A 21,154-nucleotide genomic window follows, 5' to 3' on the forward strand; every position below is an offset into this window, starting at 1 on the left:
CATTTGTCCATGCGGGAGAAAAAAAGAAGAAGGGCAGCGGCACCCCTCTTCTTTGAATCATTTCCTCTATATAAGATTAAGGCTTGATATCGACGTACTTGAAGTCGATCATGCCGAGCCCGTCCAAAATCGCGCCGTCGACTTTCTCGCTTTGCAGCCAGCTCTGGGCATAGTAGTAGATCGGCATAATCGGCATTTCGTCCATTAAAATTTGCTCGGCCTTGGCCAAAATCGCCTTCCGTTTTTCCGGGTCCTGCTCCAAAGCGGATTGGTTCAAGAGCTCTTTGTATTTGGGGTGTTCCCAGCCCGTGTCGTTGTTTCCGCCGTTTTTGTCCTTGAACATTTCCAAAAAGTTGATCGGATCGTTGAAGTCGGCTAGCCAACCCGCACGCGCAATCTGGTATTTCCCCTGGTGTACGTCCTCTATGTATACTTTCCACTCTTTGTTTTCCAGCTTCACGTCTACCCCGAGCTTTTTCTTCCACTGGTCCCTGATTTCTTCAGCAATCGCTTTATGGCCCATCGACGTGTTATAGGAGACGGTGATGGGAGGAAGTTTTGCGATTCCCGCTTCCTTCATGCCCTCCTGAAGCAGCTTTTTGGCCTCTTCTGTGTGATTGTCTGTAAAGTAGCCACCAGATGCAACAGCCATGCTCGGCGGCACAAAACCTGTCGCGGGAAGGTGGTTGGCCAACATGGTCTCCACCAAAGCTTGACGATCCAGTGCATAAGCAAAAGCTTTGCGGATTTTGGCATTGTGAAAAGGCGCTTGCTCTGTGTTGAAGCGGTAGAAGTAAGTGCCCGCGATCGCTTGCGTATGAAACAGCGCAGGCGACTTCCAGGAAAGCTCGAAATCCATGGGGACTTCAGACAAAGGGGCGCCTGCCCAATCCAGATCGCCGTTGCGAAACATCTCCAGCTCTACATACCCGTCATCAATCATAGAAAAATCAATCTTGTCCAATTTTACATTTTGTTTGTCCCAGTAGTTCTGGTTTTTCGTCAGAACGAGCTGGTGCTTGGGCTTCCATGTCTCGATTTGAAACGGACCGTTCCCTACTATCGTCTTGGGATTGCTTGCCCATTCCTTGTCGGCTTCCACGACTTTTTTGTTAACAGGATAATAGGTGTAAAAAGCCGTCAACTCCGTGAAAAACGGGGTCGGATTCGTCAGTTCCACAACCAATGTTTTGGCGTCGACGGCTTTGACACCAACGTCACTCGCCGTCCCGGTTCCCTTGTTATACGCTTCCGCTCCTTTTAAATAGTAGAGCTGGTAGGCGTAATTCGATGCTGTCCTGGGGCTTAGCGCACGTTTCCAGGCGTATTCGAAGTCATAGGCGGTGACCGGATCGCCATTGCTCCATTTGGCAGGGCGAATTTTGAACGTATAAGTTTTGCCGTCAGCCGAAACGGTATAGCTTTCTGCCGCTGCTACATGTACTTTTCCGTCTTTGCCCAAACGAGTCAACCCTTCGAAGATTGCCCTGCTTATTGTGCCGGACGTTGAATCTTCAGCAATGCCCGGATCTACGGTTGGGGGATTGGAATGCATGTTCATTCTTAATACTTTTGCTTTTGGCTCCGCCGCTTGCCCGGCATCCGCATACCCTGCCAAGCTCCCGCCGAGAATCAGCATCGCACCTGCGACTGCAACGACATTCTTTTTCACGATCAAGCACCTCGTTTTTTTGTATACACTTCTATCATCAGTATACAAGAAAAAGGGATTTTTGGATGTTTTTTCTTTTAGTTAGTTTTGATGCAACTCGACTAGGAAAAAAATGGTTCGCCCCTTTTCGGGTGAGAATTTTCAGCCCCGATCAACACCCGCTTTTCAAACAAAAAAGAAGAGAAGCGTCAAAAACGCCCCTCTTCCTTAAATCGGTTGCTTTGCTTCTATTATTGTTTGATGTCAGCGTATTTGTAGTCAACAGCACCCAGACCGTCGATGATTACGCCGTCAACCTTGTCGTTTTTCACCCAAGATTGCGTGTAGAAGTAGATTGGCATGACTGGCATTTCATCCATCAGGATTTGCTCAGCTTCAGCCAGGATCGCTTTCCGTTTTTCCGGATCTGTTTCCAGAGCGGATTGGTTCAGCAGCTCTTTGTACTTCGGATTTTCCCAACGAGTATCGTTGTTTCCGCCGTCTTTTTCCTTGAACATTTCCAGGAAGTTGATCGGATCGTTGAAGTCACCCAGCCAACCAGCGCGAGCTACTTGGTATTTACCTTGGTGTACGTCATCCAGGTATACTTTCCACTCTTTGTTTTCCAGCTTCACGTCTACACCGAGGTTTTTCTTCCATTGGTCTTGGATTGCTTCTGCGATCTTTTTGTGACCTTCGGAAGTGTTGTAGGACAGAGTCAGAGTTGGCAGCTTGCTGATGCCAGCTTCTTTCATACCTTCTTCCAGCAATTTTTTCGCTGTTTCGAGGTCTTTGTCCTTGAAGTAGCCATCTTTGTTCAGAGCCATGCTCGGTGGTACATAACCGGTTGCTGGCAACTGACCTGCCTGGAGGATGTTGTCGATCAGGCTTTGACGGTCGATCGCGTAAGCAAACGCTTTACGGATTTTCGCGTTGTTGAATGGCGCTTTTTCTGTGTTGAAGCGGTAGAAGTAAGTACCCGCGATTGGTTGGGTTGTCATTTTTCCAGACTCTTTCAGAGCAGGAATCGCGTCAGTTGGCAATGCGGAAGTTGGAGCACCTGCCCAATCCAGCTCGCCGTTTTCAAACATGGACAGCTCAGTGTTCTCATCCTCTACCATGGAGAACTCGATTTTGTCCAGTTTTACGTTGTCTTTATCCCAGTAGTTCTCGTTTTTCACGACAACCAGTTTGCTCTTGTGTTCCCATGTTTCCATTTTGAATGGACCGTTACCCACGATTGTTTTCGCGTCAGTAGCCCATTTGTCGTTGGCTTCAACTGTTTTTTGGTGAACCGGGAAGTATGTTTTGAACGCTACCAGCTCCAGGAAGAACGGAGTTGGGTTTGTCAGTTCCACTTCCAGTGTTTTGTCGTCGAGCGCTTTTACGCCAACGTCTTCTACTTTACCAGTACCTTTGTTGAATGCTTCCGCACCCTTCACATAGTACAGTTGGTAAGCGTAGTTGGAAGCTGTTTTCGGATCGAGCGCGCGTTTCCAGGCGAATTCGAAGTCTTTCGCTGTTACAGGATCGCCGTTGCTCCATTTTGCATCGCGAATTTTGAATGTATATTTTTTACCGTCTTCAGATACGGTATAGCTTTCTGCTGCTGCTTCATGCACTTTGTTGTCTTTGCCTACGCGAGTCAGACCTTCGAAGGTAGCAGTGATGATTGTGCTGGAAGTAGTGTCTTCCGCGATACCTGGGTCTGCTGTTGGCGGCTCGGAGTGCAGGTTCAATTTCAGTACTTTTGGTCCCGCTGCTGGTGCAGTGGTTTCTGTTTTATTGCCTGCTGCGTTGTTATCTGCTGGCGCTGCTTGGTTGCCGCCGCCGCATCCTGCGAGTGCCGCACCAAGAACGAGGATAGAACTCATTGCTACGAAAACATTCTTTTTCATACAAGTAATCCCCCTTTTCTAAATCTTTTTTCAATATACATGCTTTTATATTATTTTTAAATATGTTTTCACTAGCGTTGCATTAATCTTTTCCCATCATTCAAAATACACATAATCTTTGGTATTTGGTTGTCTAGGGAACAAAAAAATCCTTTACACTGGAAAGGTCAGGTAGTTCCTGTCCAAATCCAACGCAAAGGATAGCTCATGGACAAGAATACCCTATTTTCTTCATTTGGTAAATGGGTTGCACCCATCAATATTATGAAACTTCAACAACGAATTGACGAAACGGATCAAGACAAGTACGTGAAGAAGCTGACGACAAAAGCGTATCTTCTCCTATTTTTACATGCCCAACTTCAGCAACGCGAAGGGCTTCGAGCCATTGCTGACGATGTTCTATCAAAGAAATTTCAGCAAGAATTAGGACTGTCATCGATCAGCCCCGCACAGCTTAGTCGAAAAAACAATCGGGTAGAACCTGCTTTGCTTGAAGAAGTTTTTGTCGACCTTGTCCAGCAAATTCAACGCGTTTCCGGAAAAGCCTGCTCTCTTCGAAAACACATAAAGATCATTGATTCCACTACAATTGGATTATGTTTGCAAAAGTATAAGTGGGCAACCTTTCGCGAAACAAAGGCAGGAATCAAAATTCATCTTCGTCTCGTTTTCGCAAGCCAGGAGGATGTCTATCCTGAAAAGATTTCCCTAACTTGTGCCAAATCCAATGACCGCACCCAAATGGAGTCGCTGATTGATGAGATCGGAGCCATGTACGTCTTTGATCGAGGGTACGTGGATTATGAAAAGTTCGATGAGTATACCGATCAGGGCATCTTTTTTGCTTCACGTCTCAAGGATAACGCGGAAACTCGTCATTTGTATACTTTCAAAGTACCACCAGAAAGCTCCGTTTTATCTGACTCCATGATCCTTCTTGGAACGCCACAAAAACGGGTGGATAATGTGTTACGACTGATTGAAACGCATGATTCGAAAGGAAATCGTATTCGAATCATCACCAATCGGTTCGACTTAGAAGCAGAAGAATTGAGCGACATCTACCGTTGGCGCTGGCAAATAGAACTGTTTTTCAAATGGATGAAACAACACGCAAAGATCAAGACGTTCTATGGAACAAGTGAAAATGCGGTCTGGAATCAAGTTTTTCTCGCTCTCATTGCTTACTGCTTGTTGCTTCTTGTAAAGCTGGAAAGAAACAGTCAGCACAGTCTGCTGCAAATCAGTAGATGGCTCAAAGTGTTTCTCTGGCAGACCTTTGAACAATGGATAGGCAGAATGGATTACCAATCCAAACGAACATCCAGAGGGCGACAGAAAAGGAAGTAAGTGTTGTTTGTTGTTGTCGATGTTGTAATAAATGTATAAAACTACCAAATGGATAGTGGCTACCTTTTGCTTGGCTGTTCTCGTTTTTGGTTGTGAAGTTGAAAATGTCATTCAGAATAATTTGACAATAGATGGATTCATTTTTTATGCAACGCTAATGATATGTTTTAGAATGATTTAATAAATTTTTATTTATTTATAAAGATGATTAATGATTTATAAAAAATAATTTATTGATAAAACTCGATGGAAAATGATTCCCGTTAGTATAGACAGCTTGAAAATGTTGATTTATCGCGGTTTTCTCCATGGACCTCCCCACCTTTTTCTTTGCTGCACACAAGATTACCATGAGACAGCGTCAGTGAGAGGCTTGTCCCACGCCTCGTTTGAATTTTAAAAATATTTATAGTTGCGAACAGCTCTCCTCCCCATTTTGTTGATAGATGAAGAATCTCCCATCCTTTGCGCTTTATTTTTCGCCAAAAAAAGAAGGGCTATTCGCCCTTCTTCTTATCGTTCGCTTGGCTTTCTTATTTAATGTCTGCCCATTTCCAGTCTACGAAGCCGAGACCGTCGAGCACAACGCCTTGTACTTTGTCGCTCTTCACATAGGAATGCGTGTAGTAGTAAATTGGCGCGGCTGGCATTTCGTCCATGAGCAGCGCTTCCGCTTGCGCCAGGATTTGTTTGCGTTTTTCCGGGTCTTTTTCCACCGCGGATTGGTTCAGCAGCTCTTGATACTTGGGATTTTCCCAGTTGGTATCGTTGTTGCTGCCTTTTTTCAGTTTGAACAGATCCAGGAAGGTGTACGGATCGTTGTAGTCGCCAGTCCAGCTAGAGCGAGCGATCTGGAACTTGCCTTGGTGCAGGTCGTCCAGGAATACTTTCCACTCTTTGTTTTCCAGCTTCACTTCTACGCCGAGCGCTTTTTTCCATTGGTCTTGGATAGCTTCCGCGATTTTCTTGTGACCTTCGGACGTATTATAGGAAAGAGTCAGAGTTGGCAGCTTGGTGATGCCTTCTTCCTTCATCCCTTCCTCCAGCAGTTTTTTCGCTGTTTCCACGTCGCCGTCCTTGAAGTACGGGCTAGTTGCCACAGCCATTGTTGGAGGTACCAGACCCATTGCCGGCTCCTGGTTCGCTTGCGTTACGTTGTCGATGATCGTTTTGCGGTCAATCGCATAAGCGAACGCTTTACGGATTTTCGCGTTGTTGAACGGCGGTTTCTCCGTGTTGAATTTGTACAGGTACGTACCCGCAATCGCACGGGTTTGCATTTTGCCGGACTCTTTCAGTGCCGGGATTGCATCTGTTGGGAGTGCGCTTGTAGGAGCACCTGCCCAATCGAGGTCGCCGTTGTCAAACATGGACAGCTCGGTGTTTTCATCCTCTACCATGGAGAAGTCGATCTTGTCCAGTTTTACAGCATCTTTATCCCAGTAGTTTTCGTTTTTCGCGAGAATGAGCTTGCTCTTATGCTCCCAAGTCTCGATCTTGAACGGACCGTTACCTACGTGCGTTTTGGCGTCACCCGCCCAGTTTTGTGTGGATTCGACCACTTTTTGGTTCACCGGGTAGTAGGTGTAGAAAGCAGTCAGCTCCAGGAAGAACGGAGTCGGGTTTTTCAACGTAACAACCAATGTTTTGTCATCGGTTGCTTTCACGCCCACATCTTCTGCTTTCGCTTTTCCGGTGTTGTACTCCTCAGCGTTTTTCAGGTAGTACAATTGGTAAGCATAAGTGGAGCCGAGCTTCGGATCGAGCGCTCGCTTCCACGCGTATTCAAAGTCTTTCGCTGTTACCGGGTCACCGTTGCTCCATTTGCTGTCGCGCAGGTGGAATGTATAAGTAAGTCCATCTTCAGAAACGTCGATTTTTTCCGCTACGGATTCATGCGGTTTGCCATCTTCACCGATACGAGTCAAACCATCAAAAGTCGCACGCAAAACAGCACCGGATGTGGAATCTTCAGCCAAGCCAGGGTCAGCCGTCGGCGGCTCACTCTTCATGTTCATGCGCAGAACTTTTGGACCGCTAGTTTGTTCACTTCCAGCAGAATTTCCTTGCTCTCCTGCTTTCTCGCCGCCGCCACAGCCAGCCAGCGCCGCACTCAGAACCAGGATGGAACTCATCGCTGCAAATACGCTTTTTTTCATTAGTGTTGACCCCCTTTGTATGTGTAACACTCCATGGAAAGCTACTTCAACAAATATACTGCATTTTTAGTAATATTGAAGACATTTTAAGCAAGTTTAATTATGTTTTATTCAAAGATCAAATTATATTAAGGGAAATAAATTCACATTCTTCATTACATGAAGTATGCCTCGCACAAGAAAAACTATGCAAATCTTAGGAGTATCGCCGCTCACCGAGGCAAAACAAAAAGCCCCCTCCCATCGCGAAAAAGCGACGTCACAGGGGACTTTGTTTACAATTATAAAGTTTGGGTCTGCCGGTATTCTTGCGGCGATACACCGACAATCGCCCGGAAGTCGCGGATAAAATGCGAGTGGTCGTAGTAGCCGAGCGCGATGGACAAGTCCAGCCAGTCGCTGACGGCTCCCTGGTCGATCATCTGCGCCGCTTCGTGCAGTCGGTAGCGCTGGATTACCGATTTCGGACTGACGCCAACATAGCGGTCAAACAAGCGCTGCATCGTCCGGATGCTCATTCCGGACAGTCGGCTCGCATCCTCTACCTTCAGCACCGTCCGATCTGCCTGAATCAAGCCGACCAGCTCGCTTACTCTCTTTACATTCGGATCGCGCTCCGGCAGACGCTCGCCCAAAAACGCTTCGATGCGGCGAACCATCTGGGCGTCTTCCGGCATGGCAAGCATCTCGGCTTCCAGCGGGGCTGTCTCCACCTGAAACACTTCTTCCAACGTAGTAACCGTGCCGTACAACTGCGAAACCGGCTTTTGCCAAAATGGATAAAAGCCGCCTGGTTTGAACTTCACTCCGAACACATGGCCTTGGCCAGCCAGCAAATGCGAGGACGTGGACAAAGCGACACCGAATATGCCTGTGGCGCCCTCTTCAAACACCAGATTCACATTGGGGTGGGCCAAAACGGTTTGGGAGTAAGGAGCTTGCCCGCGCAAATCCCACCTGACCACCCAGTAATGCTGGACGAAGTAACCGACGTCGCCGCCTGGTTCATACCTTTGCAGCGAAAACTTTTTCCGCCAAGCATGGCATGCAGCACACCTTTTGGCAGCATGTCCTGCTTTTTTTCCATAGCGCCGCCTCCTGTCGCATTTTTACAATACGCCCCTCCATTATCTGCCTATACTAAGAGTAGTAGCAACAGCAAACGATTACAATTTGAAAATGAATGGAAACAGGAGGCACTGCTATGGAACTGCGTTTCGATTTTTACATCGGGGCCACCCCGGAGCACGTCTGGCACGTTCTTACCTCGGAAGAAGGAGTCAAGCATACGTTTTTTGGCTCTGTCATCCGCTCTACTTTTCAGGTAGGGGACGATCTCGCTTATGTCGGTCCCGGAAATGATGGCGACGAAACTGTCCATGTGTACGGCAAGGTTTTGGCGTTTGAGCCGCAGCAAACCTTCAGCTTCCTGGAACATCCCGGCCCTTCGTACCACGCCAACCACGCCGAGCTTCAATCGCGCGTAACTTTCCAATTGGAGCCTGTTGGCGGATGCACGCGGCTGACGCTGATTAACGACCAGTGGATCGAAGATCACCCTTCCTTCGCCAACGCGAGCAACCATTGGCCGATGATTCTCTCCAACATCAAAACATATGCAGAAACCGGAAAAACGTTGGATTTTGGCTATTAATTCCGGGCAAAAAGGAAGGAAAACCCCAGCAGCGAGCTGCCTCGGCACTTCGCCTCTGGGGTTTTTGCCTGTTACTCGACCATTTCCGCCCACTTCAGATCAATAAAGCCCAGTCCGTCCACTTGCACGCCTTTTACCTTATCACTCTGCACCCAGACATCCACGTCCGTAAACAGTGGGATTACAGGCATGGCATCCATGAAAATTTGCTCGGCTTCCGCAAAAAGCTGCTTGCGCTTCTCCGGATCACTCTCCATGGCCGACTGTTGCAGCAGCTCCTTGTAGCGCGCGTTCTCCCAGCCTGTGTCGTTGTTTCCCGTCTTCGCATCGCGGAACATCTCCAGGTAGTTGATCGGATCGTTAAAATCGGCATTCCAGCCCAAACGGCCAATCTCGTAATTCAGTTCATGCAAATCTTGCAAATGCACCTTAAATTCCTTGATCGCCAGCTTCACGTCGATGCCAAGGTTGCGCTTCCACTGGTCCTGCATGGCTTCGGCGATTTTTTTGTGGCGGTCTGTCGGGTTGTACGACATGGTGATGGTCGGAAACTGACTCAGCCCCAACTCCTGCATGCCTTCCGCCAGCAGCTTTTTCGCTGTCTCCACGTCGTTGTCGCGGAAGTAGCCCTCCGGCTTGATAATCATGGATTGCGGCAGCATCCCCATCGTAGGCACCTGGCCGACCTGTGTGATGTTGTCCACGATGCTTTGGCGATCAACCGCATAAGCGAGTGCTTTGCGAATTTTTACGTTTTGCAGCACTCCTTTGGTGGTATTGATTTTGTACCAATACATCGTCGCCTTTGGATGAACGACGAGTTTGCCTGCTTCTTTCAGGGACGGAATCGCATCGGTTGGCAGGCCGCCAAGCGGTTGACCCGCCCAGTCCAGCTCGCCGTTTTCAAACATGGACAGCGCTGTGTTATCATCCTCAATCATGGCAAACTCGATCCGGTCCAGCTTGACAGCGTCTTTGTCCCAATAGTTTTCGTTCTTCTCCAAAACGATCTTGCTCTTGTGCTCCCAGCCCGTCATCTTGAATGGCCCGTTGCTCACGTGTGTTGCTGCTTCATTCGCCCAGTTCGGATTGGCCTCTACGACCTTTTTGTCTACAGGATAATACGTGTAAAATGCCGTCAGTTCCAGGAAGAACGGTGTCGGGTTTTCCAATGTTACTTCCAGCGTCTTGTCATCCAGAGCTTTTACCCCCAGCTCGTCTGCTTGCGCCTTGCCTGTGTGTACTTTTTCCGCATTTTTGATGTAGTAGAGCTGATACGCATACTCGGCTCCCAGCTTTGGATCGAGGACGCGTTTCCAGGCAAATTCAAAGTCGTGCGCCGTCACCGGATCGCCGTTGCTCCACTTGGAGTCGCGAATCGTGAACGTGTACACCCGTTTGTCGTCGGATATTTTCACATCAGACGCAACCGAGTTCATCGGCTTCGCGTCTTTGTCCAGCCTGGTCAAGCCGTCAAAAGTGGCACGGACGATCGCCCCTGAGGTAGTGTCCTTGGCGAGCCCAGGGTCTGCCGTCGATGGCTCGCTGGTCAGATTGGCCCGAAACACTTGCGGCTTTGTGCTGGCAGGCGCGCCAGACGAAGCCTCACCCGCAGGAGCAGCAGCAGGTGCAGTCGAAGTCGGACTGCCTCCACAGCCTGCCAAAAGACTTCCGACCACCAATGTCAGGCCGACAAACATTTTGAATGTTCCCTTCATCAGAATTTTCCCCCTTATCAAATTTTTTCTATCGCCACCACAATATACTCGACGACAGATTTCTTGAAAATGGGGTTCGGTGATATTTAATTAAATTTTATGAATATTTATTCTTTTGTAAACAGAAATAAACCCAACAGCCTTAAAGGGCCAATTGGGTTTATTTGTTGATCCATCAATTACTTTTCCTTAGAATGCCGGGATGATGGAACCTTTGTATTCGTCTTCAATGAATTTTTTCACTTCAGGGGAGTTCAATTCCTTCGCCAGCTTTTGGATGGCTTCGGAGTCTTTGTTGTCAGGACGAGCTACCAGGAAGTTCGCATATGGAGATTCCTTGTCTTCGATGAACAGAGCGTCTTTGGTTGGCACGAGCTTCGCTTCGAGCGCGTAGTTGGTGTTAATCAGCGCCAGGTCCACTTCTTCCAGAACGCGCGGCAGCATCGCTGCTTCAACCTCTTTGAACTTCAGGTTTTTCTTGTTTTCCACAATGTCTTTCACAGTTCCGCTGATGCCAGCGCCTTCTTTGAGCTTGATGACGCCGTTTTTCTCCAGGAGAGCGAGGGCGCGGCCGCTATTGGTCGGGTCGTTTGGCAGCGCGATAGTTGCGCCTTCCGCCAGTTCGTCAACCGATTTCACTTTTTTGCTGTAAGCGCCAAATGGCTCGATGTGAACCGCAACTACAGGTTGCAGATCCATGTTTTGTCCTTTATTGAAGTCTTCCAGGTAAGGCTTGTGCTGGAAGAAGTTTGCGTCGAGTTGTTTTTCGTTGAGCTGTACGTTTGGTTGTACGTAGTCGGTGAACTCTTGTACTTCCAGGTTTACGCCTTGTTCTTTCAGTTTTGGTGCGATGTGCTTCAGGATTGCTGCGTGTGGAACCGGAGAAGCGCCTACTTTCAATGTCACTTCTTGTTGTCCGCCTTGTGCGCCGCCTTCGGCTGGAGCTGGAGCAGTCTCCGTTTTGCCTCCGCACGCTGCCAAAGAAAATGCCAATACGGTAGAAAGTACAGATACGACTAGCTTTTTCATAAATGATTTCCCCCTACTTTTTTTGATCTTTGTACTTGCAAACTTCTATGGGAAAGACCTTACTTGCGGCTGAAACGCAATACCAGGCGATCACCCAGCGACTGTAAGATCTGCACCAACACGAGCAAAATGACGACAGTGACAATCATGACATCGGTCTGGAAGCGCTGATAACCGTAACGGATAGCCAAGTCGCCCAGACCGCCGCCGCCGATTACCCCGGACATGGCCGTGTAGGACACGAGCGCAACGGTCGTAATCGTAATTCCGGCCACCAGTCCCGGACGAGACTCTGGCAGCAGGACGTTCCAGATGATTTGCCAATTGGACGCCCCCATCGACTGGGCGGCCTCAATGACTCCGCGATCTACCTCGCGCAGAGAGGTTTCCACCAGCCGCGCAAAAAACGGGGCGGCCCCGATCACGAGCGGCGGAATCGCTCCGAGTACGCCGAGCGAAGTGCCGACGATCAGTTTCGTGACCGGAATCAGCAAGATCATCAGAATGATGAACGGCACGGAACGCAATACGTTGACGATGAATGAAGCAACCGAGTAAAACGCCTTGTTTTGCAGCAACTGTCCACGTGAAGTAAGGAATAAAATGATTCCCAGCGGCAAGCCGATCAGGATCGTAAACAACGTGGAGAAACCCAGCATCGTCAGTGTGTCTAGTGTACCCTCAGCGATCTCCGACCAATCCACATTTTCCATTGTCCAGTCCATCTATATCACCTCTACTTCCAAACCACGCTGACGCAACGTCTCGATGGTTTTTTCGTTTTGACGGACATCGCCTTCCAGTTCGACGACCAGTTGGCCGTACGGCGTATCCTTCATGCGGGAAATCGTTCCCTGCAAAATGCTGAATACTGTGCCTGTCTCCTGCATCGTCTGGAACAAAATCGGCTGGTACGTCTTTTCTCCCAGGAAGGTGACGCGCGCAATCGTGCGGTTCCCCGCTGCTTTTTCGTGCGCGACAGCTTCGCGCAGCTCGGTGGAATCTGCCACCTGCTCGACAAATTCCTGCGTAGTCGGATGCTGCGGCTTGAGAAACACGTCCAGCACCTCGCCCGACTCGACGATTTTTCCGCCGTCGATCACGCCTACGCGGTCGCAAATGGAGCGGATGACGTGCATCTCGTGCGTAATCAGCACGATGGTCAATCCCAGCTTGCGGTTGATGTCCAAAAGCAGCGCCAAAATCGAGTTGGTCGTCTGCGGATCGAGCGCCGAGGTCGCTTCGTCACACAGCAGCACTTTCGGATCGTTTGCCAGCGCCCGCGCGATGCCGACGCGCTGCTTCTGGCCGCCGGACAACTGGGACGGGTATTTGTCCCGGTGCGCTTCCAGCCCTACCAGCTTGAGCAGATCGTCCACTTTTTTCTGAATCTCCGCCTTCGGACGCTTGGCCAGCTTGAGCGGAAACGCGACATTTTCCCCGACGGTGGACGAGGACAGCAGGTTGAAGTGCTGGAAAATCATCCCGATCTCGCGGCGCTTTTCCTGCAGCTTGACATCGTCGAGCTTGGTCAGGTCGACCCCATCGACGATGACTTGTCCCGACGTAGGGCGCTCCAGCAGGTTGATGCAGCGGATCAAGGTACTTTTCCCCGCCCCGGAATGGCCGATAATCCCGTAAATTTCCCCTTTATCTATAGAAAGATCAATCCCGAGCAACGCCGGAATCGTCTTGCCCTGCACTTGATAGCTTTTATGCAAATTTTTCAATTGAATCAACGCATCCACCTCCCAGCAAAATCCTTGTGAAAAACGTAAAAACCCCTTTTTCATAAACGAAAAAGGGGCTGCAACGCATGTATACGTTCGCATCCACCCTTCTCATCTATCAAGATCCAACCAATCTTGTAGGAATTGGCACCGCGACGTCCATTTCAAAAAATGAACCGGTTGCCGGGCTTCATCGGGCCTGTCCCTCCGCCTCTCTTGATAAGAAAGATTTCCACGTATATTATGTTCGTTTTTCATATTTTCATGATACAAACCGGATTATATCCTTTTTGAAAATATCCCGTCAATAGCAATCACAGGAAAAACTTTTTTAATCCATTACTCCGTTGCGAATGATGGTGGCATTGACGTGAAAATGAAACGTCGCTTTCTCAAGGATTCTCGCCTTCAAGCGTATGCGAATATCGAACACCGGCGGCGATACTTGCTCCAGCTTGATTCGGGCGTTGCTGGAAATCGTGTCAAAAGCAAGGTGCACCATATCCTTGGGATTGCCGCGGTTCTTGTCGGTCTTCCCGAAAATTTGCGCCGGGACGGACGTGTCGTAGCTGCCAATCCGGAATTTCCCGTGCACGAGCTTGATGAGAAACGCTTCCTTGGGCGATAGCCTTCGAGCAGGCGCTGAATCGCCTCCTGGGTGTGATAGACCCGATTGCTCCCGGCTCCCCCGAGCTGCCGCTCCACTTCCCCTATGCTTGCCTCAGCCAGACAAATTTCTCTCAGCTTCGGGATGAGCTCGCTGTAAACGACTTGGCATCCGCCATGCTGGTCAAAAAATACAGCCGCATGCGGCCGTCCGGCTCGTCGATATGTTCCGTTCGCAAGTCCCCTGTATGGGAAAACCATTTACGCGCAATCTCCTGGTCCATTCCCCTCACCCCCATACATAGCAAATCATGGTTAGTCTGCCCGAAAACACAAAAAAACAGCACGCTCAATTTGGCGTGCTGTTTTCGTTGCTATCGGTCGTGCTATTCGTTTGCGAAACCGCTTCTTCTGCTGGCGGTTCCAGCTTTCCTTGATAAAAGACTGGATCTGGTCGACATCCGGAATGAGCACCGCGCCTGCCCGATGGGATTCGCGGAACATCCCCATTGGCGGCAATTGGTAGTTGCCTGGCTCCGCGGTGTTTAATTTCAGCCCAAGCGCAGACAGCCTCAGCATATCCATGGAACTGATATTCGTCTGGATATACGGCGTCACTTCTTTCAGGATGGACGGCAATTGAATCAAGGTCGTGCCGCTCTTCATCTGGCTCACCACAGCCGTCAGCAGCTTGCGCTGACGCTCTGTGCGCGTGTAGTCCGATGTGGCGTCATGGCGAAAACGAACGTATTGCAGAGCCTTGTTGCCATCCAGTTGCTGCAGTCCCTTTTTCAAATTGATGTCGTAGATGCCTTTATCGGTCGGGTCGTGATAGTACATATTTTTTTCCACATCAATCTCGACACCACCGACAGAGTCAATCAAAGCCTTGAAGCCTTCAAAGTCGGTGATGACGTAGCGGTCCACCGGAAGCCCTGTAAACTGGCTGACGGTCTTCATCGCCAGTTCCGGTCCGCCCTCCACGATCGCCGAGTTGATGCGCGAGCTGCCGTTCCCCGGAATGTCTACGTACGTGTCGCGCAAAATGGAAAATACGTCGTAGCGCTTGGAGGCCGGGTCGATACTGACGAGCATCATCGAGTCCGAACGGGGAGTCCGTTATTTTTCATTCCCCTGCGGTCCACACCCATCAACAGGATGTTCACCCGCTCTTCGCCATCCCATTCCGGAATCTCCGCCGCTTTCGTCGCGGCACCGCCATCCGGCGGGGCTGGCCGAATGACATTCGGCTCTTGAATATTGTGAGCAAACTGATAAAAAGAGTATCCGTAATAACCTGCTGTCGCGGCAATCGCGACAAACATCAGGAGCAACACCCGTTTCCACATTCGCATAAAGAACTACTCCACCTTTTATTCTCTGTATCACATGAACTCATCTCACCACTTGTTTAGTATACTCGAATCTATAGGATGTGGAGCAGCCTTTATTTGGGTGCTTTTCACTTTTTATATTTTTATGTTTGCAATGTTTAAAATATTCGTTATACTACAAGCAACACAATCCCAAAGGGGTGACCGGCCGTGATTTCTCCCACTTCCTTTTTGCAGCGGTATCCGCGAGAAGCCCTGTTCTTCCTGGTTGCGAGCTTCATCAACTCTTCCGGCAGCGCTTTCATGTGGCCGCTTACCACTTTGTACGTACATACGATTTTGCAACGCTCCATGACCGAGGCAGGCTTTGTGCTGATGGTTTAATCGCTGGCAGGAATTGTGAGGCAGTTCGTCGGCGGGACGCTTTTTCACTGCCTGGGCGCCAAACGGCTGATCGTCGGGGCCTTGCTGGTTCAAGGACTCATCCAGTTGTCGATTCCGCTCACGATAGCTGGCCTGTTTACATCGCGCTGATGACCGGGCTTGGCTTTACCTTCAACCTGTCGTTCCGGCGATTCAGGCGTTCATCGGCTTTCGCTGGAAAGAGCAGCGCCGAGAGCTGTTCAACATCGTATATGTCGCGAACAACCTGGGAATGGCCATCGGCACCTCGCTGGCCGGGTCATTGCCACTTCCTGCGGCGAGCAGGGAACGCAGCATGGAGGTGTCAATACTGCCGCCCGGATCGAGCGCCACGGCCGAACGGCCACAGCCTGCCACGCTCCAGCCTGCTTCGTGAAAATCGCTCTGCCATCGACCTGCCCAATCCTCGCGTAGCTCCGGTTATGACCACCAGCTTGTTTCCAGCCATGCTCTAAAAAAACAAAAAGAAAGCCCCTTCCAGAAAATCAGAAGAGACTTTCGCTTTTGTCAAAAAGACAGCTCCGGCAACTGATACCATTCGCCAGCCATCCATTCGCGCGCCTTCCAGCGCAGCACGTCCGGGCGCACCAGCGGCATGATCTGTTGAAACAGCTCCACGCGTTCGATGTCCGTCATCGGCACGAAGGCGTTGGCCGCGGCCAAGTCCGCTTCCAGCTCGTCCATTCTGCTCACGCCGAGGATCGCCGTCGAAACGGGGAGACTCCACGTATAGCGCAGCGCTTGCTCTGTCCACGGAGCCAGCTTGCCCAGCCCCATCACTTTCATGCCGATGACCGCGACGCCTTTTTTCCACCGCTTGCGGAACGAAATCGTGCGCAAAGCTGTAGATGAAATGATCGAGAGCAGACAAAGCGACGAGGGCGCTGTCAAAAGGAAAGCGGCGAATCGCTTCTGCCAGCAGGCGCGGGTCTGTGTGCCCGCTGATGCTGATTTGCGGATCAAGCCCTTGCTCTCGCGCTTCCAGCATCGCTTCCAGCGCGCCTCCTTTTGCAAAAATCGCCTCCAGATCGTGCGGCTGCATGATGTTGTGCATCCGCCACTCGTCGACGTAATCGGTCTGCAGCCGCTTCAAGCTGCCCTCCAAATCTTTCAGGGCCAGGTCGCGCGTGCGTCCTCCCGTCTTCGTCGCGATCCACACGCGGTCGCGCAAGCCTGCAAGCCCCAGTCCTACCCGTGTCTCCGACTGTCCAGCGCTGTATGTAGGGGCTGTATCAAAGTAATTGACTCCTGCTTCTACGGCGCGCCGAATGATGGCGATTGCCTGCTCCTCGGTGCAATCGTGCTCGTCCACAATTCGCTGGGCGCCGAAGCCGAGCAAAGAGACTTGATGCGGATCTCGTCCAAACGATCGGGTCTGCATGCTGCGGGCAGCTCCTTTCAGGTTCATCGGGATGTGAAACAAGACGCCCGTTCGCGAGCGTCTTGTCATGGCCATGCTAGCTTATTTGTACGTGTCGTAAGCGGTAGTCAACAGGTTGGAGATCGTTTGCAGGTCGTTGTTCTCAATCTGATGACGCTCGATCATCGTCATGATTTTGCCGTCCTTCATGATCGCAAAAGACGGGGAAGATGGCGCGTAGCCTTCAAAGTACTCGCGGGCTTTCGCTGTCGCTTCCTTGTCTTGTCCTGCAAATACAGTGTAAATGTTGTCTGGCTTGGTGGAATGGTTCAAGGAATGAACCACTGCCGGACGAGCCAGCCCTGCCGCGCAGCCGCAAACCGAGTTTACGACTACCAGCGTCAGACCTTTTGCGTTTGGCAGCGTCTGCTCAACCTCTTCTGCTGTGCGCAGCTCTACAAATCCGTTGCGCGTCAGTTCGTCGCGCATCGGTTGAATTACTTGGCTCATATATGCTTCATAAGACATCATGGGGCAACCTCTCCTTTGTATCACGTATCCATTTACGTATTATTATAACCCGATCGCGTCCCCGGGAGAACGAAGAAGTGCTCCAGTCCTACACTTCCATCAAAATGGTGAGAATCATCGGATTGCGGCCCGTCTTTTCGTAAATAAACGGCTTGATGACTTCGTTGATCTGGGACTTCAACTCCGACCATTCCTTGATCTTCTTGTCCAACGCTTCCTGGAGGCGCTGGCGAACCAACAGCGTCGCTTCCTGGATGAGCGATTCCGAACCGCGCACGTACACAAAGCCGCGGCTGACAATGTCAGGTCCGGTGAGAATCTTGAAGTTTTTCATATCGAGGCTGACGACCACGACCATCAGGCCATCCTCTGCCAAATGCTTGCGTCGCGCAGGACGATGTTGCCCACGTCGCCGATGCCGCTGCCGTCGATCAGGACGATGCCGGCGTGAACCTTGCTGAGCCATGCCTTTTCGCGGTTGCAGTTCAGCACCTCGCCGTTGTCCATGAGGAAAATGTTGCTCTCCTCAATTCCTACCTGCTGCGCCAGCTTCGCGTGCGTCTTCAACATCCGGTACTCCCCGTGAATCGGGATAAAGTACTTGGGACGAATGAAGTTGAGCATGAGCTTCAACTCCTCGCTGCTGCCGTGACCGGACGCGTGAATGTCAAACACGTGGCTGAGCACGACGTTCGCGCCCGCGCGGTACAGCTTGTCAATCGTCCTGCTGACATTGATCGTGTTGCCTGGAATCGGGGAAGCCGAGATAATGACGGTATCCTCCGGGTAGATCGACACGGTCCGGTGCGATCCGGAAGCGATTCGGGTCAATGCCGCCATCGGCTCGCCTTGGCTTCCGGTGCAAATAATCAGCACCTGATTGTCGGCGTAGTTGTCAATGTGCTTGATATCAATCAGCATGCCCTCCGGCATCTGGATGTAGCCCAGTTCTTGTCCGATCAGGAACACTTTTTCCATGCTGCGGCCAATCACCGCTACTTTGCGATTGCACTGCTCGGCAGCGTCTACTACTTGCTGCAGGCGATGCACGTTGGACGCGAATGTCGCCAGGATGATCCGCCCGCGCGCTTTGCGCACCACGTCGAGAATCCCTTCGCCAACAGTGCGCTCCGACATGGTGAAGCCGTAGCGCTCGCTGTTCGTACTGTCAGAGAGCAGCGCCAAAACGTCGCCGCTCGCCCCGATTTTCGCAATCTTGCCGTACTCGGTCGTCTGTCCGACTGGCGTCATATCGAATTTGAAGTCACCTGTATGAATGACCATCCCTTCCGGCGTATGAATCACAACCCCGAACGAATCCGGAATGCTGTGATTCGTGCGGAAAAAGGACGCTTTCAGGCGGTTGAAGGGGATTTCCGTATCTTCTGAGATCGGAATCATCTTCACGTCATTTTGCATGCGATGCTCTTCCAGCTTCGCCTTGACCAAGCCCAGGGTCAGACGACCACCGTAGATCGGCACGTTAATTTGCTTGAAAAATATAAGGAATCGCTCCGATGTGATCCATGTCCGTGCGTTAACAAAAGTGCTTTAATCTTGTGCTGGTTGTCCACCAAATAGGAAAATCGGGGATGACCAGATCAATACCGAACATTTCATTCTCGGGAACTTCACCCGCAGTCAATGATGATAATTTCGTCCTCATACTCGACGCAATACATATTTTTTCCGATCTCGCCGAGGCCGCCCATCGCGAAAATCTTAACGTCGCTCAAACTCTTTCCTCCTAACATCATCGTGCATGATTTTGGGAACCCGAACCAAGCATGCCATTCTATTGTAACACAACGCGAGGCGTTCGTTTCATCCAGTCTGACAATTCGACACATTCATCTTCGGTCAATAATAGAAAACTGATACGCAATCGCCGCTACTCTCTCATCCGTGACCGTACTGACCCGCTCCCAAAAGTTTTCTTCCATGTTTGTATCTTCTGTCCATACCGGCACGATTTCCCCCGCAGCGAGCTTGAGCGGCAACGCCTGTTTTGTCTTCGATGACGGCCCCACTTTCGTTTTGCAGGCGAACCAAAAGCTCAATGCCCAGCGGCTGCCCCGACTGGTTCCGGACCAAAATCAGGCTGTCGTAAGGTTGGCCAGCACACCTTTTCACAGTCCCTTTTGCTGTAGACGAGCGTGACGTCAATCGGCTTATTGCTCGACGCCTGCACGGGCACGGCCTGCCACTTGTTTTTTACACTCTGCACAACCGAGACGTACTCCACCTTCGACATAAACGGCCCCATGCCTAAAAAGCCCCGGCAAACAGGAGAAACAGACCAGACGACGTGGCGAGAAACAACAGATTCATTTTCCAGAACGGTTTGCGCATCACAAAGAAAAAGACGAGGTACATAATAAAAAACACGAAGACGAGGAACAGGCAAAAATAAAAGAAACAGCTCCAGATCGGCTTTGGTCGGAAGCACCGGAATGCCGTACTGTACTTGCCAATACACGTTGGCAGCGAGGCAGCCTCCGTAAATCAGCAGCGCTGACACGACAGGCGGCCACCATTTTTCCAGAAGCCGCTCCGGCGAGAGCGCAGCGCAAAAATCGCCAGGATGAGCGGAACACCAAATAAGGGAATGAGCAAGTAGTACATGAAATCCCCCGCTTTCCAAATTGTAAATATTTTCTACGAATGACATGAAAAAAGGCTTCAAAATAGAGGGCAAGCTTGTTTTCCAATACAAAAAAGGGGGTCTTACGCCATGCAAGCCTCTGTATCCGTTCGCCTCGCGCGAAGCGTCCTGACCGCCATCGCAGCAAGCCTGCTGTTATTCTTCTTCCAGTATGCCCCTGCCTGCGCCCCGCCATATGCCAAATGGGGCAGATTGGCGATGCAGGAGACGATGAAAAATATCCGCATGCCCAGATCGTCGACTACCTGCACGTCGGGCGCACAGCAAAAACGCCCACCACGTCAGAGGAGACGTTCAAACTCTTGCTCCAGGAGGGCAATCGCAGGTGGGCGTTACTCGTGCATATTGAATTTGAAAATCAAACCGAGCATGTCGTGCAGATCACGTACGAGGAATCAGCCTGATTAGTCCGCAAGCTGCTCCATTTCCTTCAGCATCTGCTCCATGTCCATGTCGGCTGCCATGCCGTAGGCGCGGCGCATGTTTCCATCGCCATCGACGAGGAACATGCGGGCGGTATGGGCAAAGGAACCGTCAGGCTGCTTCAATACGGCAATCCCGAAATCCTTCGTCACCTTTTCCACCGCCTGGGCATCGCCGCGCAAAAACTTCCAGCCGCTCTGATCCGCCTTGAACTTCGCCGCGTACTGCTGCAACACTTCTGGCGTGTCGAAATCCGGGTCAAAGGTGATGGAAATGAACTCGACCTTGTCGCCGAACAGCTTTTTCTCCTTGAGCTGCTCTTGCAGCTTGGACATGTTGTACGTCGTCGCCGGGCAAATGTCAGGGCAGTTGGTGAACATGAACTCGACCAGCCGCACCTTGCCTTTGCCTTCCGAAAACGTAAACGAAGTGCCGTCACTGTTGTCCAACGTAAAATCGGCAATCGGCTTCATCACGGGAATCGGCTCTTTTGCCATGTATTTGTAGCCCAACACGCCTACAATCGCGAGGATAATCACGCCTGCGAGCACCGTAAACCAATGGCGCTGCAACGCGGATCCTTGTTGCTGTGCTCCCTCACTCACGATTTTCTTCCTCCC

General features: G+C 50.7%; 21 protein-coding genes, 2 pseudogenes and 1 riboswitch. Of the genes and pseudogenes, 5 read left to right on the forward strand and 18 right to left on the reverse strand.

Annotated features, from left to right (window positions below; genetic code table 11):
• Nucleotides 1–76 precede the first annotated feature (76 nt).
• Nucleotides 77–1,672, reverse strand: a complete 1,596-nt coding sequence (locus BA6348_RS26345; RefSeq protein WP_122953394.1) for a peptide ABC transporter substrate-binding protein — start codon at nt 1,670–1,672, stop codon at nt 77–79.
• Nucleotides 1,673–1,902: 230 nt separating this feature from the next.
• On the reverse strand, nt 1,903–3,549 hold the full coding sequence (locus BA6348_RS26350) for a peptide ABC transporter substrate-binding protein (RefSeq protein WP_005835494.1): 1,647 nt from the start codon (nt 3,547–3,549) through the stop codon (nt 1,903–1,905).
• Nucleotides 3,550–3,756: 207 nt separating this feature from the next.
• Here BA6348_RS26350 and BA6348_RS26355 point away from each other — a divergent pair, with 207 nt between their 5' ends.
• On the forward strand, nt 3,757–4,902 hold the full coding sequence (locus tag BA6348_RS26355) for an IS4 family transposase (RefSeq protein WP_025845287.1): 1,146 nt from the start codon (nt 3,757–3,759) through the stop codon (nt 4,900–4,902).
• 533 nt (nt 4,903–5,435) lie between these two features.
• On the opposite strand, the gene BA6348_RS26360 is transcribed toward BA6348_RS26355, so the two are convergent.
• The 3 genes from BA6348_RS26360 to BA6348_RS27580 all read right to left on the reverse strand — a co-directional run bounded on the left by BA6348_RS26360 (nt 5,436) and on the right by BA6348_RS27580 (nt 8,148).
• Entirely contained in the window at nt 5,436–7,061 is a 1,626-nt protein-coding gene (locus tag BA6348_RS26360; protein WP_007776885.1) for a peptide ABC transporter substrate-binding protein, read from the reverse strand.
• A gap of 281 nt (nt 7,062–7,342) precedes the next feature.
• Nucleotides 7,343–8,026 (reverse strand): helix-turn-helix domain-containing protein, encoded by a 684-nt coding sequence (locus BA6348_RS26365; RefSeq protein WP_340640806.1) that lies wholly within the window; start codon nt 8,024–8,026, stop codon nt 7,343–7,345.
• Entirely contained in the window at nt 7,960–8,148 is a 189-nt protein-coding gene (locus tag BA6348_RS27580; RefSeq protein WP_242507418.1) for a hypothetical protein, read from the reverse strand. The genes BA6348_RS26365 and BA6348_RS27580 overlap by 67 nt, the downstream gene beginning before the upstream one ends.
• Nucleotides 8,149–8,265: 117 nt before the next feature.
• On the opposite strand from BA6348_RS27580, the gene BA6348_RS26370 reads away from it, so the two are divergent.
• Nucleotides 8,266–8,715 (forward strand): SRPBCC family protein, encoded by a 450-nt coding sequence (locus BA6348_RS26370; RefSeq protein ID WP_122953222.1) that lies wholly within the window; start codon nt 8,266–8,268, stop codon nt 8,713–8,715.
• A 71-nt stretch (nt 8,716–8,786) separates the two neighbouring features.
• Here the strand turns inward: BA6348_RS26370 and BA6348_RS26375 are convergent, their stop codons facing one another.
• The 7 genes and pseudogenes from BA6348_RS26375 to BA6348_RS26400 form a co-directional block, all read right to left on the reverse strand.
• Nucleotides 8,787–10,433, reverse strand: a complete 1,647-nt coding sequence (locus BA6348_RS26375; RefSeq protein ID WP_122953221.1) for a peptide ABC transporter substrate-binding protein — start codon at nt 10,431–10,433, stop codon at nt 8,787–8,789.
• A 189-nt stretch (nt 10,434–10,622) separates the two neighbouring features.
• Nucleotides 10,623–11,462: a MetQ/NlpA family ABC transporter substrate-binding protein gene (locus BA6348_RS26380; protein WP_005835530.1), complete on the reverse strand. Its 840-nt coding sequence runs from the start codon at nt 11,460–11,462 to the stop codon at nt 10,623–10,625.
• Between the two features lie 59 nt (nt 11,463–11,521).
• Nucleotides 11,522–12,187: a methionine ABC transporter permease gene (locus BA6348_RS26385; RefSeq protein WP_005835531.1), complete on the reverse strand. Its 666-nt coding sequence runs from the start codon at nt 12,185–12,187 to the stop codon at nt 11,522–11,524.
• Nucleotides 12,188–13,201, reverse strand: coding sequence for a methionine ABC transporter ATP-binding protein (locus BA6348_RS26390; protein ID WP_005835532.1), 1,014 nt, complete (start codon nt 13,199–13,201; stop codon nt 12,188–12,190). It lies immediately after the preceding gene.
• A gap of 99 nt (nt 13,202–13,300) precedes the next feature.
• Nucleotides 13,301–13,418, reverse strand: a riboswitch (SAM riboswitch).
• A 105-nt stretch (nt 13,419–13,523) separates the two neighbouring features.
• The gene (locus tag BA6348_RS26395) at nt 13,524–13,787 is read right to left on the reverse strand and encodes a hypothetical protein (RefSeq protein ID WP_025845724.1); all 264 of its coding nucleotides are present in this window, start codon (nt 13,785–13,787) and stop codon (nt 13,524–13,526) included.
• Nucleotides 13,788–13,932: 145 nt separating this feature from the next.
• Nucleotides 13,933–14,082, reverse strand: a complete 150-nt coding sequence (locus BA6348_RS26975; RefSeq protein WP_005835534.1) for a hypothetical protein — start codon at nt 14,080–14,082, stop codon at nt 13,933–13,935.
• 65 nt (nt 14,083–14,147) lie between these two features.
• A pseudogene (locus BA6348_RS26400) lies at nt 14,148–15,153 on the reverse strand (LCP family protein).
• A gap of 189 nt (nt 15,154–15,342) precedes the next feature.
• Between BA6348_RS26400 and BA6348_RS27590 the strand changes: the two are divergent.
• Nucleotides 15,343–15,516 (forward strand): hypothetical protein, encoded by a 174-nt coding sequence (locus BA6348_RS27590; protein ID WP_157179489.1) that lies wholly within the window; start codon nt 15,343–15,345, stop codon nt 15,514–15,516.
• 15 nt (nt 15,517–15,531) lie between these two features.
• Nucleotides 15,532–15,666, forward strand: coding sequence for a hypothetical protein (locus BA6348_RS27765; protein WP_277986652.1), 135 nt, complete (start codon nt 15,532–15,534; stop codon nt 15,664–15,666).
• A 340-nt stretch (nt 15,667–16,006) separates the two neighbouring features.
• On the opposite strand, the gene BA6348_RS26415 is transcribed toward BA6348_RS27765, so the two are convergent.
• The 5 genes and pseudogenes from BA6348_RS26415 to BA6348_RS27600 form a co-directional block, all read right to left on the reverse strand.
• Nucleotides 16,007–17,005: an aldo/keto reductase gene (locus tag BA6348_RS26415; RefSeq protein WP_242507421.1), complete on the reverse strand. Its 999-nt coding sequence runs from the start codon at nt 17,003–17,005 to the stop codon at nt 16,007–16,009.
• 12 nt (nt 17,006–17,017) lie between these two features.
• A complete protein-coding gene (locus tag BA6348_RS26420; protein WP_005835537.1) occupies nt 17,018–17,446 on the reverse strand; it encodes a BrxA/BrxB family bacilliredoxin in 429 nt (142 codons plus the stop codon).
• A gap of 88 nt (nt 17,447–17,534) precedes the next feature.
• Nucleotides 17,535–19,200 (reverse strand): annotated as a pseudogene (gene rnjA, locus BA6348_RS26425) (ribonuclease J1).
• Nucleotides 19,201–19,296: 96 nt separating this feature from the next.
• A complete protein-coding gene (locus BA6348_RS27595) occupies nt 19,297–19,506 on the reverse strand; it encodes a hypothetical protein (protein WP_242507422.1) in 210 nt (69 codons plus the stop codon).
• Complete coding sequence (locus tag BA6348_RS27600) at nt 19,503–19,967, reverse strand: hypothetical protein (RefSeq protein ID WP_242507423.1); 465 nt, start codon at nt 19,965–19,967, stop codon at nt 19,503–19,505. Before BA6348_RS27600 ends, BA6348_RS27595 begins: the two co-directional genes overlap by 4 nt.
• Nucleotides 19,968–20,146: 179 nt before the next feature.
• Here BA6348_RS27600 and BA6348_RS26435 point away from each other — a divergent pair, with 179 nt between their 5' ends.
• Complete coding sequence (locus BA6348_RS26435) at nt 20,147–20,515, forward strand: DUF3889 domain-containing protein (protein ID WP_242507424.1); 369 nt, start codon at nt 20,147–20,149, stop codon at nt 20,513–20,515.
• On the opposite strand, the gene BA6348_RS26440 is transcribed toward BA6348_RS26435, so the two are convergent.
• Nucleotides 20,516–21,139: an SCO family protein gene (locus BA6348_RS26440; protein ID WP_005835541.1), complete on the reverse strand. Its 624-nt coding sequence runs from the start codon at nt 21,137–21,139 to the stop codon at nt 20,516–20,518.
• Nucleotides 21,140–21,154 lie beyond the last annotated feature (15 nt).

The organism is Brevibacillus agri, assembly GCF_004117055.1.
GTDB lineage: Bacteria > Bacillota > Bacilli > Brevibacillales > Brevibacillaceae > Brevibacillus > Brevibacillus agri.